The 14,879-nt window shown below is 74.1% G+C and carries 12 protein-coding genes; 5 read left to right on the forward strand and 7 right to left on the reverse strand.

Annotated features, from left to right (window positions below):
• Nucleotides 1-9: 9 nt before the first annotated feature.
• The 7 genes from Q5425_RS33590 to Q5425_RS33620 form a co-directional block, all read right to left on the reverse strand.
• On the reverse strand, nt 10-2,853 hold the full coding sequence (locus Q5425_RS33590) for a type 2 lanthipeptide synthetase LanM family protein (protein ID WP_308676375.1): 2,844 nt from the start codon (nt 2,851-2,853) through the stop codon (nt 10-12).
• Between the two features lie 107 nt (nt 2,854-2,960).
• Nucleotides 2,961-3,674 carry a 4'-phosphopantetheinyl transferase superfamily protein gene (locus tag Q5425_RS33595; protein WP_308676376.1) on the reverse strand — a complete coding sequence of 238 codons (714 nt, stop codon included), beginning with the start codon at nt 3,672-3,674 and terminating at the stop codon, nt 2,961-2,963.
• Complete coding sequence (locus Q5425_RS33600; protein WP_308676377.1) at nt 3,671-6,838, reverse strand: S41 family peptidase; 3,168 nt, start codon at nt 6,836-6,838, stop codon at nt 3,671-3,673. The genes Q5425_RS33595 and Q5425_RS33600 overlap by 4 nt, the downstream gene beginning before the upstream one ends.
• Nucleotides 6,835-7,416 (reverse strand): hypothetical protein, encoded by a 582-nt coding sequence (locus Q5425_RS33605; protein WP_308676378.1) that lies wholly within the window; start codon nt 7,414-7,416, stop codon nt 6,835-6,837. Before Q5425_RS33605 ends, Q5425_RS33600 begins: the two co-directional genes overlap by 4 nt.
• The gene (locus tag Q5425_RS33610) at nt 7,404-7,850 is read right to left on the reverse strand and encodes a hypothetical protein (RefSeq protein ID WP_308676379.1); all 447 of its coding nucleotides are present in this window, start codon (nt 7,848-7,850) and stop codon (nt 7,404-7,406) included. Before Q5425_RS33610 ends, Q5425_RS33605 begins: the two co-directional genes overlap by 13 nt.
• Nucleotides 7,843-8,298 (reverse strand): hypothetical protein, encoded by a 456-nt coding sequence (locus Q5425_RS33615; RefSeq protein WP_308676380.1) that lies wholly within the window; start codon nt 8,296-8,298, stop codon nt 7,843-7,845. Before Q5425_RS33615 ends, Q5425_RS33610 begins: the two co-directional genes overlap by 8 nt.
• Nucleotides 8,295-8,816, reverse strand: a complete 522-nt coding sequence (locus Q5425_RS33620) for a hypothetical protein (protein WP_308676381.1) — start codon at nt 8,814-8,816, stop codon at nt 8,295-8,297. Before Q5425_RS33620 ends, Q5425_RS33615 begins: the two co-directional genes overlap by 4 nt.
• Nucleotides 8,817-9,418: 602 nt before the next feature.
• On the opposite strand from Q5425_RS33620, the gene Q5425_RS33625 reads away from it, so the two are divergent.
• From Q5425_RS33625 to Q5425_RS33645, 5 genes are read left to right on the forward strand one after another with little or no spacing between them, the layout of a single operon-like run.
• The gene (locus Q5425_RS33625; RefSeq protein WP_308676382.1) at nt 9,419-10,996 is read left to right on the forward strand and encodes a condensation domain-containing protein; all 1,578 of its coding nucleotides are present in this window, start codon (nt 9,419-9,421) and stop codon (nt 10,994-10,996) included.
• Nucleotides 10,997-11,016: 20 nt separating this feature from the next.
• The gene (locus tag Q5425_RS33630) at nt 11,017-11,976 is read left to right on the forward strand and encodes a ketoacyl-ACP synthase III family protein (RefSeq protein ID WP_308676383.1); all 960 of its coding nucleotides are present in this window, start codon (nt 11,017-11,019) and stop codon (nt 11,974-11,976) included.
• Entirely contained in the window at nt 11,973-13,316 is a 1,344-nt protein-coding gene (locus Q5425_RS33635; protein WP_308676384.1) for an ATP-grasp domain-containing protein, read from the forward strand. The genes Q5425_RS33630 and Q5425_RS33635 overlap by 4 nt, the downstream gene beginning before the upstream one ends.
• Nucleotides 13,313-14,614 (forward strand): type III PLP-dependent enzyme, encoded by a 1,302-nt coding sequence (locus Q5425_RS33640; protein ID WP_308676385.1) that lies wholly within the window; start codon nt 13,313-13,315, stop codon nt 14,612-14,614. Before Q5425_RS33635 ends, Q5425_RS33640 begins: the two co-directional genes overlap by 4 nt.
• A complete protein-coding gene (locus Q5425_RS33645; protein ID WP_003100549.1) occupies nt 14,611-14,877 on the forward strand; it encodes an acyl carrier protein in 267 nt (88 codons plus the stop codon). The genes Q5425_RS33640 and Q5425_RS33645 overlap by 4 nt, the downstream gene beginning before the upstream one ends.
• The last annotated feature ends 2 nt before the right edge of the window (nt 14,878-14,879 follow it).

Raw genomic sequence — 14,879 nt, forward strand, 5'->3', positions numbered from 1 at the left:
GGCAATTTCTCAGAGACGGCCCGACGGCTCCAGCAGCAGAACCGACGGCACCTGTTCGGGAAAACCGACCCGCAAGAGCCCGAAACCGATACCCCCGGTTCCGGTCAGCAGGCCGGGGCTCGTTACTCCGTGCGGAGTACCGCATTGGAGCCCGTGGCCCTCCACGGCGCCCACGAGGCGCGAGGCCGCCCTCCGCAACGCGGAGACCGACGGTTCGTGCCCCTGCCCGGCCAGCACCACGAGTGCTTCGAGGGTGCCGAGCTCGCCGTGGCAGAGCGACTGGTCGGTCGACGGCGGCCGGGCGGCCACCGCGGCCGAGAACGCGTCCGCCGTCTGCGCGGCGGTGCCGGGTCCGGGCCCGGCGGTCGAGGCGAGGACCTGGCCGGCCAGGCCCGAGCACCAGCCCAGGTCGCCGGGCACCGGCTCCGCCGCGGTCCGGCCGCCCCGGCCGAGGGCCCAGTCCACGCCCGCCGCGCCCCACAGGAAGCCGGGGGCGGCGGGACGCGGGGCACCGGCGAGGCGCCGGGTGAGCGTGGCGGCCAGCGCGGCCGCTTCGGGCAGTCCGCTTTCGGCGTGCACGGCGTGCATCGCCGCGAGGGCGCCCGCGGTGCCTTCGCCGACACCCGCGGGTGCGGCCGCGTCGGCGGCGGCGGTCGCGGAGATCGCCGCGGGCAGGCAGGCGGCGAGCGTGCTGTCCCCGAGGAGGACGGCCAGGCGGGCCAGTGCGTAGCAGATCCCGCCCAGGCCGAAGAAGCCGCCGGAACCGACTTCGCGCGCCAGTTCGGGGTGCTCGGCGAGGACCTCGACGAGCACCGGCAGCGTGCGCACGGCCTTCGCGGCCAGCTCGGAGTACCGGGCGGTGCCGGTCAGCCGGCCCAGCTGGGCCAGGAACAGCGCCGTGCCGCAGTAGCCCTCGGCGAGCCCGGCGCCCATCGGCAGCACCAGCCAGTGCCGTCCGTCCAGGAGTTCGAGGCCGACCCAGTTGGCCCGTCCCTCGTCGTGGGCGGCGCGGGCGACGAGGTCGTCGCCGATCGCGGAGGCCAGCGCCAGCAGGTGCTGGCTGTCGGGCACAACGGCGGCGACCGCGCCGGGCAGCGGCGCCCCCGAGGCGTGGCGGACCTCCGGGCGGCGGGTGGCGAGCGTGGCCTCCACGAACCACTCCTGCTCGCGCAGGTCCTCGGCGCACAGCTGCGCGATCTTCGCCCGGGCCTGGTCGAGGCCGCTCGCGGCCAGCAGGCCGGGCAGCACCGCGCCGGTGCCGGTGGTGACGTCGACCGAGTCCGCGGCCGCGGTGAACACCGGCACGTCGCCGTCGCACAGCTCGGTGACCTCGTGGGGCACGAGCACGGGCAGGTGGGCCTTCGCCTCGTCTTCGGCGAGCGAGGCGAACGCCGCGGGCCGGGCGGCGCCCACGGTCAGGTGCGCCGGGTGCGTCGCGGCGGTCAGCAGGGTCGCGTAGACCTGCGTCGGCCGCATCACCAGGCGGATTTCCTCGCCGGCGAACGCCGCCAGCGCACCACCGGGCGCGAGGAGCTCGGCGCGGCGGTCCACCAGGGACTCGTAGGCGGCGCGGAACCCGCTCAGCAGGCTCTGCCGGTACATCCCGGCGTCGATTTCCGCCCCGGCGAGCACCGGCCGGTTCGTCCCGCCCGCGTAGGGCAGGGGACCGTGGGCGAGGCGCATGTCGTCGGTCCCGGCGCCGAGCCAGTGCGGCACCTCCACCGGGCTCGGCTCGCCGTTGCCGCCGCCGAACGCCGACACGTCGAGCGCGCCGTGCTCGCCGAGCATGAGCGTCGGCAGCAGGGCGGTGCGGGCCACCGAGCGGTGCAGCGCGGCCGCGGCCGGGTCGGGCCCGTTGCGGGTCGGCGCGGTGAACGCGGGGTGGAACAGGGTCTCGACGTCGACCAGCATCGGCTGGTCGCCGCACGCGACGAGGTTCTCGCAGTGCATGTCCGTGGCGTCGAGGGCGTAGAGGAGGGCCAGCAGCGCACCCTGGCGGCGGTAGAACAGCTCGACCCCCGCCTGGTCGGCGCACGGCAGCGCGGGCACGTACTCGGCCCAGCCGTAGCCGTCGCGGGCCAGCACGCCCAGCGGGCGCGGCGCGAGCCCGGGCCGCGCTTGCGCGAACCAGCGCAGCAGGTCGCCCCAGCGGGCGAGCAGGCCGAGCGGGCGCGGCTTGTAGACGAGCCGCCGCCCGTCGGCGAAGCCGAGCACGGCCACCGCGCGGCCGCCGGAGTGCACGTCGCCCGCCCCCAGCGTCAGCTCGCTCAGCTCGGCCGCGCTGCCGGCCAGCAGGCCCCTGCGCAGGGCGGTGCGGTCCGCGGCGAGCCGGGCGAGCAGCTCCGCGACGGCGTCGGCGGTGCGCAGGCAGGTCCGGGCGAGCAGCCGGGCCAGCAGCGGGTGGCGGTCCAGCACACCGGCGAGGTGCCCGCGGCTGCCGAGCAGGCGCAGGAAGTCGACGAAGCGGTCGCGTCCGGTGGCACCGCGCAGCCGGCCGGCTTTCTTCGCCGCGTGCAGTTCCAGCACGAAGGTGCGGGTCGCGAGCGCCGTGAGCTGCCCGCAGAGCCAGGTCTCGACACCGGGCCACACGCGCTCCGCGGCGGGCTCCCGGGCCACCAGCAGGTCCCGCGTGGCGGCGGCGAAGGGGAGCACGGCGTGGCGGAAGACGCGATCACCGTCGGCCTCGACGGGGACGGGCCAGTCACCGTCGGCGGGCAGGGAAGCCAGGACGCGGTCCGCGAGCAGCGCCCAGGCGGGCCGGTCGCCACCGGCCTCGCCCGGAAGGCGAGCGGCGGTCCACCAGGCCGGTGCCTCGCGGGGGGCCTGCTCGGGGCGCTCTACTGTCTGGCTCACGCCGAAGAGATTCGCACTGCGGGAGATGCGCGTACATGGGTACTCGCTACCCAGATTGACCGCCCCTGCTCCGCGCGGCGGCGGGGGAGGCACCGGCGGTGGCCGGGTCAGGGCCCTCCCGGGATCGTCAGGGTGTCGAGTTCGGCCAGGTCACGCCGGTGCACGGCGCGCACCGGCACGGTCGTGGCCAGCGCCGCGACGTGACCGCCGGGAACGGCCAGTGACCGCAGGTGCACCGGCTCGCGCGGCCAGCCCGATACCCCCGAACGGGCGAGCGGACCCCAGACCTCCACTCGCGATGGCGCAGCGGCCAGGCCCAGCCCGGCCAGCTTCATCGCCGCCTCCTTGCGCGTCCACGCCGTCAGCAGCCGGGTCGGCCCCTCCGCCGGGTCCGCGGTCGAAAACTCCCGGTGCTCGGCCGCCGACAGCACCACCGCCGCCAGCCCGGCGGGGTCGGCCGCCGCGGCCGGGTCCTCGATGTCGGCGCCGATGCGTCCCGCTCCCGCCACGGCGAGCAGCAGCCACTGCCCGGTGTGGGACACCGAGAACGCCGGCGCGCCGGCCAGCCGGGGCGGGCCGTGGCCCGGGTCGGCGCAGTGCTCGCACGACCGGTCGAACACCACCTCCGCCGGCGGGACGCCGAGCACGGCCGCACCCCAAAGGCGCTGCAACGCACGGGAAGCCGTGAACACGTCCCCCGCCGGGGTCGCGGCCAGCCGGGTGGCGCGGGCGCGTTCGGCGTCGTCGAGCAGCCCGAGCCACTGCGGTCTCGGGCGGACCGGCACGAGCCAGACGTCGACGTGCCCCGGCCGGCCGGTCACGGTGCCTGCGGCAGCAGCAGGGCCGCCCGCGGCACGGGCAGCTCGTCCGACGGCGAGCCCAGTTCCGCCAGCAGGTGCGCGACGGCCGCCGCGAGCTGGTCGTCCTCGCCAGGCAGGAGCCGGTCCGGGGCGGGCAGGACCGCCAGATCCGGCTCCACGCCGTGGTTCTCCAGCGACCCACCCGCGTCGCCGAAGCGGTAGCGGAATTCGGGCTGGGTGGTGACCGTGCCGTCCACCAGCCGGTGCCGCGGCCAGGTCGCGATCACCCCGCCCCAGCTGCGCCTGCCGATCAGCGGGCCCAGGCCGAGCGCGCGGAAGACGTGGGCGAAGATCTCGCCGTCGGACCCGGTGTGCTCGTTGAGCAGCGTCGCCATCGGGCCGCGCGGTGACTCCGTGGGGTACGGCGCCATCCCGCTCCAGCGGCCGTGCTCGGTGCCGGTTCGGCGCCGGGCGAGCCGGTCGAGCAGCAGCGGCGACACGTGGCCGCCGGTGTTGAACCGGACGTCCACGATCAGGCCGTCACGGTCGAGTTCGGTGAGGAAACCGCGGACGAAGTCGGCGTACCCGGCGCGCGTCATGTCGGGCACGTGCAGGTACCCCAGCCGCTCGCCCGACACCGCGCGCACGTAGGCGCGGTTGCCCTCGGCCCAGTCCAGGTACCGCGCCCGCGCCTCGCTCGCGCACGCCCGCACGACCACGCGGTGTTCGGCGCCGGCCCGCCGCACGGTCAGCTCCACCTCCCGGCCGGCCTGCCCGACCAGCAGCTCACCGGGACCCGCCGGGCCCACCCGCCGTCCGTTGACCGCGGCCACGGCGTCGCCCGCGCGGATGTCGGCGCCGAGCCGGGCGCACGGCGAGCCGGCCTTCGGGTTCCACGCGTCGCCGCGCAGGATCCGCGCGATCCGCCACTGCGAGCCGTCGGCGGGGGTGTCCCAGTCGACGCCGAGGAAGCCCTGCGCCTCGTCCGGCCCGGCGCGGTACTCGCCGCCGCGCTCGAACGCGTGCGAGGTGCCGAGCTCGCCGTGCAGCTCCCAGATCAGGTCCGACAGCTCGGCGCGGCACGACACCAGCTCCGCGAGCGGCGCGTACCGGGCGTAGACGGCGTCCCAGTCGAGACCGGACATCCGCGCGTCCCAATAGCCTTCGCGCTGCAGCCGCCACGCCTCGCGGAACATCTGCCGCCACTCCGCGGACGGGTCGAACGGGACCTTGACGCGCCCGAGGTCGACCCAGCCGGTGGCCGGGCCCGGTTCGTCGCCGTCGGGCGGGTCGCCGGCGGCGTCGGCGCGCAGCACCCGCAACCGGCTGTCGGTGCGGTGCAGCACGACGTCGCCGCGCACGTCCAGCTCGTCGACCGCGCCGAGGCAGCCGTCGGTGACCCGGCCCGTCCCCAGGTCCACCAGCGACACGGTGCCCTCGCCGCCGGAATCCGGGTGCGCCGGATCGGGCGCGGCGAGCGGCACGGACAGCAGCAGCACCCGGCCGGGCAGCGCCGCGATGTCGCTGTAGCGGCCTTCGGGCACGGGGAACGCCGCCACCCGCCGGGAAATCCCGTCGAGGTCGACCGCCACCCGGCCGTCGCCGCGCGGGGCCGGCAGCGCCTGCCCGGGCACGGCGGCCCGCGTCTCGAACGGCGACTCCTCGTCCGCCCGCAACGTGATCAGGTAGGGCCGGGAGCCGAACGGGAACCCGACGTCGAACTGCACCTGGTCCAGCTCGGGCGTGAGGTCGCGCTGGCCGAGGAAGTACAGGTACCGCCCGGACGGGTCGAACGCCGGGCGCGCGTCCCGCACCACCGGCTCGGTGACCCGGTGGGTCCGCCCGGACGCGGTGTCGGCGAGCTTGATCGACGACGTGCGCGGCGACTCCGGGAACGTGTAGGCCAGCCACCGGCCGTCGGGCGACCACGCGAGGTCCTCGATGCGCTCGTGCCTGCTCGCGTCGAGCAGCCGGGGCCGGGGGAGCACGTCGGTGGTGTCGACGAGCCACACGCGCTGGCGGCTGGTCGCGAAGGCGACGAGCCCGGACGCGGGGGAAGCGGTCAGCTCGGTGATGTGCCCGACGCCGCCGGCGACGAGCACCGGAGCGTCCTCGCCGCCCTCGGCGTCCAGGAGCACGATCCGCTCGTCCGGGCTCTCGTCGGCGGCCACGGCGACGAGCTGCCGCCCGCCGGCCAGCCAGCGCAGCAGCCGGTAGCGCACGCCGTCGGCGCTGCCGTGGCCGCGGACCGGCCCGGACCAGTGCTCGAAGGTGAACGCCTTGCCGCGGGCGGTCACCGCGAGCCGGGTGCCGTCGGGGGACAGGCGCGCGCCGTCGAGGTACTCGCCCGCGGGGGCGAACCGCCGTCCGCGCTGCGGGGCGGCGCCGCCCAGGTCCACCTCCACCGGCCGCGCGCCGAGCGCGTCGAGCAGGTGCAGCCGGGCGCCCGCGGTGTAGGCCAGCCGGGTGCCGTCGGTGGTGAGCCCGCGCGCGTAGTGGTCGTGGTGGTCGGTGTGGCGGCGCAGGTCGGTGCCGTCGGGCCGGCACGAGTAGACGTTGCCGATGCCCTCGTGGTCGCTGATGAAGTGGACGCGGCCGCCGGCCCAGCAGGGGTCGGCGACGTTGCCGGGCAGCGCCACGAGCGGCGTGAACGGCCCGGCTTCCTGCTCGGCGTACCACAGCTCGCCCGCGCCGCCGCCCCGGTACCGCTTCCAGCGGGCGGGATCGGCGGTGTTGCGGCCGACGACGACGCGGGAGCCGCCGAAGGCGATCGTGTCGGCCGGGCCGAGCCGCAGCGGCCGCGCGGGACCGCCGCCGGACGGCACCGAGAACAGGCGGGCCCCGAAGCCGGACGGCTGCTCGGCGTCGGTCGCGTAGAGCACTTCGCCCGTGTGCGGGTGCCAGCCGACGGTGACGCAGCGGCCGGCCTGGTAGGTCAGCCGTCGCGGCCGCCCGCCCGCGGCCGGCATCACGTACACCTCGGCCGGGCCGTCGTCGGTGCCGACGAACGCGATTTCCGTGCCGTCCGGGGAAATCCGCGGCCGCCGGGCTTCGCCGGGGCCCGCGGTCAGGCGGTGCGCGCGCCCGCCCTCGGCGGGCACCGACCACAGGTCGTCCTCGCACGCGAAATAGAGGGTGCCGCCGGAGATCGCGGGCGTGCGCAGGTACCCGGCCCGCCCGGTCACGACCGGGCCTCGATCCGCGCGCGGATCCGCTCGGCCAGCTCGCGCCGTCGCTGCCCGGCGGACGCCTCGTGCTTCCGGACGTCCTCATCGGACAGTGTCCAGTAGCACGCCGTGCGCCATTCGCCGACGGTGTAGGAGTCCCGTTCGCACCGGACCTGGTGCTGGGCCTCGAGCGCTTCGGCGGAGAGGAACATGGTGTTGTGGGTGAGCACCTGGTTGACGATCACCCGCATGTTGAGCTCGTCGCGCAGGTGCTTGTGCACGGCGTAGACGGCGAGCGCGCCGAGCCCGCGGTCGCGCGGCAGCACGCCGAAGGACAGTTCGCAGCGCTGCGCGCGCCAGTCGATCGAGGTGATCCACGCGAAACCCATCACACGGCCGCGGGGGCCGCACAGGGTGAACATCCGCTTGGTGCGGTGCTCCTCGGTGATGGTGCGGTGCTGACGGGCGATCAGGCCGTCGTCTCCCGCGCCGACGGCGAAGTCGGTGAGGTTGGCCGTGAACCGCGCTTCGCGCAGCAGTTCCGTGCGCAGCGGGATGTCCTCTTCGGTGAAGTGCCGGACGGTCACGATCGGCATGGCTCCTCCTTCACCAGGACCAGGACGTCGTGGAAGGCGTGGCCGGCGTAGCGGTGGCCGGGTAGCACGCCGGTGCGGGCGAACCCGGCCCCGAGGAACGCGGCGGCGCCGTCGGTGCCGTCTTCGGAGACCAGCGCGACGAACGACGTCCGGCGCTGGTAGCCGGCGAGGTGCTCGAGCAGGGCGCGCACCGGTTCCGGCCCGGCGGACGTGCTCGAGACGTAGGCCTGGCGCGGCTGCGCCCGGTTCGGCACGCAGCCGACCAGCGCGCCGCCCGCGGCGTACACCTGGGCTTCGCGGCGCGTGAGTTCGCGCACCAGCAAGGCGTCGTTCTGGGTCACCGGGTCGGTGCCGAGGAACCCGCGCGCGGCGGTCCCCGCGCGGCGCAGTCCCCGTGCGGCCTCGGCGGGCGAAAGCGGTCTCAGCTCAGTCATGGCGGATCGTCCCCCAGATTTCGCGCGCGGCGGGTGCGCCGTCGAACCAGGTGGCGGCCGGGACGACCGCTTCGCGCCGGAACCCGGCCGCGGCCAGTGCCTCGGTGCCGGGCCGGGTCGCCGGGGTGACCCAGCCGTGCAGGCGACGCAGGTTCAAACCCGTGAAGCCGTGCTGCACAGCGGCTTCGAGCAATCCGGCGGGGTCGGACAGTCCGGTGTGGACACCGATCTCGACGCGGGCCCGCCGGTGCACCCAGTCGATGCCGGTGTAGCGGACGAAGGCGCCGTCGGTGACGCACAGTTCTTCGTCGTGGCCGGCGGGCGGCGGGACCTCCGTCGGGTCGGCGAGCGCGGGCCAGCCGCCGAGCGGCAGCCCGAGCAGCTCGCCGGCGAGCCACGGCCCGCGCAGCAGGTCGCGGTCGGTGCCGCGGTATCCACGCAGTTTCATGACTCCGCCCAGACCTGGGAGAAGAAGACCGTGCCGCGGCGACGGCCTTCGTGGGTGGTCACGCCGGCGAGCGTGCCCTCTTCGGTGAGTCCGGCTTCACGCGCGAAGGCGAGACCAGCCGGGTCGAACTCGGGGAACCGGACGGACAGGCGCACGAGTTCGCGGCGCCACCGCAGGGCCCGCACGATCTCGCGGTAGGCGTCGCACCACCAGTGCGGCGGAGCGCCGGACCGCAGGCGCAGGTGCAGGAGGTAGTGGCAGCCGTGCTCGCTGCCCTCGTGTTCCAGCGCGTAGAGGCCGATGGGTTCGCCGTCGGCGCGGAGAACGCGCGTGTCGTCGCCGAGGAGCTGGAGGATCTCCCACTCCGGCCGCGTGTCGGGCCGGTCGGTCCGGAAGAAGAAACCGGGGTCGGCGAACAACACGAGCACTTCCGCCCGGTCGGCGTCCGCGTAGGCGCGGGCCGACCAGCGCGGCAGCGCACGCTCCGCCGGCGCGGTGGCGAGCGCGATCGAGGTCATGGCCCCTCCCGGGCTGGTGGGATGGCGGAGTTCGGTGCGAGCCGCGCTCCCGAGCGCGGAGCTTTCACGTGAAAGCTACGGGTCTCGGGGTTCGCGGGAACGTCACTTTCGTACTGAAAGTGGCGTGGGGGAGCCGCGGGAACGGCACTTTCACGTGAAAGTGCCGCGCCCGCGGTGGCCACAAGACGGCACTTTCACGTGAAAGTGCCGGGTTCGGCGGGACGGCGGAGCTTTCACGTGAAAGCTCCGCCGGCCCGCCGGGAGGTCAGGCCTCCTTGGACGCGACCTTCGACGCTTCCTTGGACGCCTCCTTGGAGGCCTCCTTGCTGGCGACCTTCGACGCGACCTTGCTGGCGACCTTCGAGGCTTCCTTCGACATGGGTGCTCCTCATTCCTTCGGTGGGATTTCCCCCGCAAATCCGGGACGCGGTCCCGGCGGGGCCAACCCAGATTCACCGACAAACCCGTGCGGGTCAAGGAAAACTCCGCACCGGCCGGTGTCATGTTCGTGCCACGGAGAACGTGTCACCGCCAGGGGCTAACCATTTCCGCCGCGCACCGCCCACCATCGGCGTACGACGATTCACGGTTGGAGGCCCCGGATGCCCGAGGCGAAGAGCGCGAACCTCTGCTGGGGACAGCACCACCACCTGCTGCGGTACCTGCGGGTGCCGGCGCCGTCCCGGTACGAGGCGCACATCGGCACCAGCTACCCGCTGCCCGCGGGCTGCACGGTCGCGGCCGTCCGCACGGCCCTGACCCACCTGGTGCGCCGGCACGAGGTGCTGCGCACGGTCTACGACCTCACCGGCACTGCGGCGGACGGCCGCGCCTGGCCGCGCCAGCTCGTGCAGCCGCCGGCACCGCAGCCGGTCACCGAGGCGACCACGGAGGACGCCGTGGACGTCATCGCGCGGCTCACCCGTACCCCGTTCGACCTGGCCCGCGAGTGGCCCCTACGGGCCTGCGTGGTCACCGCCGGCGGCCGGCTGGTGCGCCTGCACCTGGTCTTCAACCACCTGGCCTTCGACGACGTCGCCCTCGACCGCCTGGCCGCCGAGCTCGACGAGCTCCTGGCCGCGCGCACCGAGGGCCGCCCTGCGGTGCTGAACCCGGTCGAACACCAGCCGGTGGACCTCGCCCGTTTCGAGGAGAGCCGCACCGAGGCTGACCTCGAGCCCGCGCTGAACCACTGGCGTGAAATCGTCCGGAAACTTCCCGCGGACGTCTTTTCCACGCGCCGCAAGGCTTCGGAGGCCGCGCACAGCGCCTCCTACACCGTTCCGACACTGCTGTCGGCCGCCCGGGCGATCGCCGCGCGCGAGCACGTGTGGCCCTCGGCCGTGCACCTCGCCGCCTATGCCGTCACGCTCGCCGCGTACACCGGTGAAACGCTGGTCGCGCACCGGATGTACACCAGCCAGCGCGACGCCAGCGGCTTCGGCGGCGCGGTCACGTGCCTGTCCTACCCGACGCCGGTGCTCGCCGACCTCGACGGCGATCCGCTGTTCTCCACCGTGGTCAAGGAATCCGCCGCCCGCGTGAGCCACGCGATGGCGCACGCGCACGTGCCCTACGACCGCGTGTACGAGCTGATTGCCGAGGAGGGCGTGCGTGTGGTCGCCGAGCTGAACTTCCTCGACAACGCGCCGCGGTCGTGCCGCACCAAACGTGACCGGTACGCCGTCAACGCGGCCCCCGACGACTGGGCGCGGGCCGGCTCCGACAGCTACCTGCGCGTCTACGAATGGGCCGACGGCATCACGCTGGCCCTGCAGGCCCTGGACGCGGTGATGGACGCCGAGGCCGTCGAACGGTTCCTGCGCGGCTACGCGCGGCTCGTCGAGGCCCACCGCGACGCCGGCACCGACCTGCGCGTCAGCGAGGCCGCCGCGCTCATCGGCTTCACCCCGCCGAAGCCACAGCGGATCCGAGCCGAACCCGAGCGAACCGGAACCGCGCCCGCCGAGCGCGTGCTCACCGACGTCGTCGCGCAGGTCAACGGCCTCGGCGAGGTCGACCCGGCCCGCAGCTACACCGGGGCGGGCGGGCGCGTGCTGCGCCTGCCCCGCGTGGTGGAAGCCCTGCACGAACGCGGCTGGTCGGCCGGCCTCGTCCCGTTCACCACCGCCCGCCCCCTGTCCGCGCTCGCGCACGAGCTCGTGCCGGCCCGCGGTTGAGCCCGAGATCGGAGGAAACCATGTCCCTGCTCGAAGCACCCCGCCTGGAACGCGTGGCGTCGTTCGTGCCGGAGACGAGCCTGCCGGTCGCCGAGCTGGCCGGCCCGCTCGGCCTCGACGCGACCCAGCTGCGCTTCTTCACCCGCTTCCTCGGCCTGGACCGCGTCGCCGTCGCGGACGGCCTCGACCTGGCCGACCTGCTGGCGGGCGCCGGCGAGCGCGTGCTGGCCGGGACCGACCGCGACTCGGTCCGGTTCCTGGTCCACGCGCACACCATGCAGCACGTCGCCGTCGCCACGCCCGGTCTCCTGGAGGACGTGCGCACGCGGCTGCGGCTGCACCGCGCGACCGCGTTCAGCCTTTCGCACCTCAACTGCGTGGTCGGGATCCACGCCCTGCACGTGGCCCGGTCGCTGCTGGCGACCGCGGCCCCCGGCGACCGCGTGCTCGTGCTGACCGGCGACAAGGTGCTGATGCACGAGGCCCGCCTGATCCGCGACACCACGATCCAGGGTGACGGCGCCGCCGCGGTGCTGCTCGGTCCGGACCCGCGCGGCGACCGCGTCCTCGGGCGCGCGCTGACCGTGCTGGGCGAGTTCTACCGCGGCATCGACTGCGACGAGGCCCTGCAGCTGCAGTACAAGCACCTCTACCCGGACGCGCTCGCCCAGGTCATGCAGGACGCCCTCGACGACGCACGGGTCGCCGCCGCGGACATCGCCGCCATCCTGCCGCACAACGTCAACAAGCTGTCGTGGAAACGCATCACGGGCGCGCTCGGCGTGCCGCGGGACCGCGTGTTCCTCGACAACGTCGGGAAGTACGCCCACTGCTACAGCTCCGACCCGTTCATCAACCTGGCGGCGGCGCGCGCGGACGGGCGGGTCGATCCGGGGGACCTCGTGCTGCTGGCTTCGGCCGGCCTCGGGGCGACCTTCGCGGCGGCCGTCGTCGAGATCGGAGAAGGGAACCAGGGATGAATTTCGTGGCACGGCTGAAGAAGGACCTCACCGGCGACGCCGGGGCGCGGTTCGTCTTCGTCAACAACTTCGAGGTGGAACGCAGCTGGGCGGTGGGCGAGCCCAAACTGCCCGGCGCCGGCATCTCGTTCGCGGGGGCCACGGTCAACCGCATGGAGGAGATGGGCGCGCTGCTCGCCGGCGAGGGCGACCTGGTGGTGCTGAAGGCACCCATGGACCCCGCGTTCGCGGCCTACCTCGCGCGGATCGGCGCCGCCGACGGCTCGACGCTGATCGCCGAGCACAACGACCCGGACGCGATGGTGACCGAAGACGCGCTCGGCTCGCCGGAGCTCCTGGGCAAGCTGCGGGAGCTGGCCGACGGTTACACCTACCTCATGCCGCTGGGCATCTCGGCGTCCGAAGAGGCACTGGCCAAGGAATCCGGGCTGCCGCTGGCCGGTTCGACCGCGCAGATCTGCAAGGCGGTGAACGGCAAGGTGTTCAGCCGTCGCCTGGTCGACGCGCTCGGCCTGCGCCAAGTGCCCGGCCGGGTGGTGCACACGGTCGGCGAGCTGCGTGACGCACTCACCGCGCAGCTGGCGCCGGGCGGCCGGGTCGTGGTGAAGGAGTCGCTCGGCGTCTCCGGGCGCGGCATGGTCGTGGTCGAGGACGAGCGCGGCGCGAACCGCCTGCTGCGCCTGATCGAGCGCCGCGGGGCCGACGCGCCCGCGAACCTGGTCGTCGAGTCCTGGATCGAGCACGCCCAGGACCTCAACTACCAGTTCGTCGTCTCCCGCACCGGCGGCGTCCGGTTCGAGACGGTCAAGGCGGCCGTGCTGAAGAACGGCGTCCACCAGGGCCACCGCTTCCCGGTGGAGTTGCCGCCGGTCGCGGCCCGCGAGCTGGCCGAAGCCGTCGAGAAGATCGGCCGCGCGCTGCACGAAGAGGGCTTCTTCGGGATGGTCGGTGTCGACGCGATGCTCGCTGCCGACGGCACGCTTTACCCGTGCCTGGAGATCAACGCGCGGTTCAACATGTCGACCTACCAGAGCCGGATCGCGGAGAAGTTCATCCCCGAGGGCCGGCACGCCATCGCGGCGACCTTCTCGCTGAAACTCCAGCGGGAGCACACCTTCGCCGAGGTGGAAAGCGCACTCGGCGACCTGTTCTTCACCGGCGCCGGCGACACCGGCGTGCTCGTCAACAACTTCGCGACGCTCAACGCCGCGAACACCGGCGAGGGCTCCTTCCACGGCCGTCTCTACGCGATCTGCGTCGGGGACTCGGCCGACGAGGCCCTCGCCGTCCGGACCGAGGCCGAGCGCCGTCTCGCCGCCATGGCAGGGGAAACCGCATGACCGACATCGACTACCAAGACCTGGCCGAGCGGTTCGGCACGCCGCTGTACGTCTACGACGGCGACGTCCTGCACGCCACCATCACCGGCCTGCGCGCCGTGCTGCACCCCGCGCTGGAGGTGTTCTACTCCCTCAAGGCGAACCCGAACATCAGCGTCTTCGCCGCCCTGCACGGCGGCGGCGCGCGGGCCGAGGTCTCGTCCATCGTGGAGCTCCAGACCGTGCTCAAGGCCGGGGCGCGGCCGGAGGACATCATCTTCCTCGGCCCCGGCAAGAGCGAGCAGGAACTGCGGGCCTGCCTGGAAACCGGCGTCTACGCGATCGTCTGCGAGTCGTTCGACGAGCTCGACGACATCGACCGGCTCGGCGCCGAACTCGGGAAGCGGCAGCGGGTGCTGCTGCGGATCAACCCGACCTGCGCGATCAGCGGCTCCCGGCTGACCATGGGCGGCAAGCCCCGCCAGTTCGGCATCGACGAGGCCCAGGTCCTCGCCGCCGGGCCGCGGCTGGCGGAGTACCGCCACGCCGACGTCGCCGGCATCCAGGTCTACATGGGTACCCGCATCCTCGACGCCGAGGTCATCGGCAAGAACACCCGCTACGCCCTGGACCTGGCCGAACGGGTCGCCGCGGAGACCGGGATCCGGCTGGAAGCGGTCGACATCGGCGGCGGTCTCGGTGTGGCCTACTTCGAGGGCGAGGACGACCTCGAAGCCGCCGACGTCGCTGCCGAGATCAACCCGATGCTCGAGCAGTTCCACCGGGCGCACCCGGCGACGCGGCTGATCATGGAGTCCGGCCGGTTCCTGGCCGGGCGCGCCGGGGTCTACGTGCTCGGCGTCCGGTACGTCAAGGAGTCCATGGGGGAGCGGTTCGCCGTCGCGGACGGCGGCACCCACCACCACATGGCGGCCGTCGGCATCGGGTCGTTCGTGAAGCGCAACTTCCCGGCCGTGCTGCTCACCCCGCGCGCGGCCGGCGAAGACACCGACGACACCGTCGAACCGCGCCCGTGGACCGTCACCGGTCCGCTGTGCACGCCCAACGACACCCTGCTCAAGCAGGTGAAACTGCCCGACCTGCGCTCCGGCGACCTGGTCGGCGTCCTGAACTCCGGCGCCTACGGGCCGTCGGCCTCACCCGGGCTGTTCCTCAGCCACGGGTTCCCCGCCGAGGTGCTCGTGCGCGGGGGTGCGGCCTTCCTGGTCCGCGACCGCGACGAGCCCGCGGACCTGCTGCGCAAGCAGCACCTGCACCAGCCCGACACCACCACCAGCACGGGAAGTGAGCCGAGATGAACCGCACCGAGATCGTCGCCCACCTGGAGATCGCCCTGTCCGCCGTGCTCAACAAGGAGATCGGCGGCGTCACCCCGGAGCTGCGCCTGTTCGAGGACCTGGCGCTCGACTCCACCAGCGTCATCGAGCTGCTGATGAGCCTCGAGGACACCATCGGCCTCGAGATCGACCCGGACGAGCTGGGCCCGGAGGTCTTCCGCACGGTCGGCAGCCTGACCGACTACATCGAGTCGGCCTTCGCCAGGGCCGCCGCGGCGGTCTGAGT

Source organism: Amycolatopsis sp. A133 (assembly GCF_031082405.1).
Taxonomy (GTDB): Bacteria; Actinomycetota; Actinomycetes; order Mycobacteriales; family Pseudonocardiaceae; genus Amycolatopsis.

Bases quoted from the DNA above. Each gene is read 5' to 3' on its own strand.
- Q5425_RS33605 (WP_308676378.1), bottom strand. From the start codon at position 7,416: ATGCCGATCGTGACCGTCCGGCACTTCACCGAAGAGGACATCCCGCTG.
- Q5425_RS33610 (WP_308676379.1), bottom strand. From the start codon at position 7,850: ATGACTGAGCTGAGACCGCTTTCGCCCGCCGAGGCCGCACGGGGACTG.
- Q5425_RS33615 (WP_308676380.1), bottom strand. From the start codon at position 8,298: ATGAAACTGCGTGGATACCGCGGCACCGACCGCGACCTGCTGCGCGGG.
- Q5425_RS33620 (WP_308676381.1), bottom strand. From the start codon at position 8,816: ATGACCTCGATCGCGCTCGCCACCGCGCCGGCGGAGCGTGCGCTGCCG.
- Q5425_RS33625 (WP_308676382.1), top strand. From the start codon at position 9,419: ATGCCCGAGGCGAAGAGCGCGAACCTCTGCTGGGGACAGCACCACCAC.
- Q5425_RS33630 (WP_308676383.1), top strand. From the start codon at position 11,017: ATGTCCCTGCTCGAAGCACCCCGCCTGGAACGCGTGGCGTCGTTCGTG.
- Q5425_RS33635 (WP_308676384.1), top strand. From the start codon at position 11,973: ATGAATTTCGTGGCACGGCTGAAGAAGGACCTCACCGGCGACGCCGGG.
- Q5425_RS33640 (WP_308676385.1), top strand. From the start codon at position 13,313: ATGACCGACATCGACTACCAAGACCTGGCCGAGCGGTTCGGCACGCCG.
- Q5425_RS33645 (WP_003100549.1), top strand. From the start codon at position 14,611: ATGAACCGCACCGAGATCGTCGCCCACCTGGAGATCGCCCTGTCCGCC.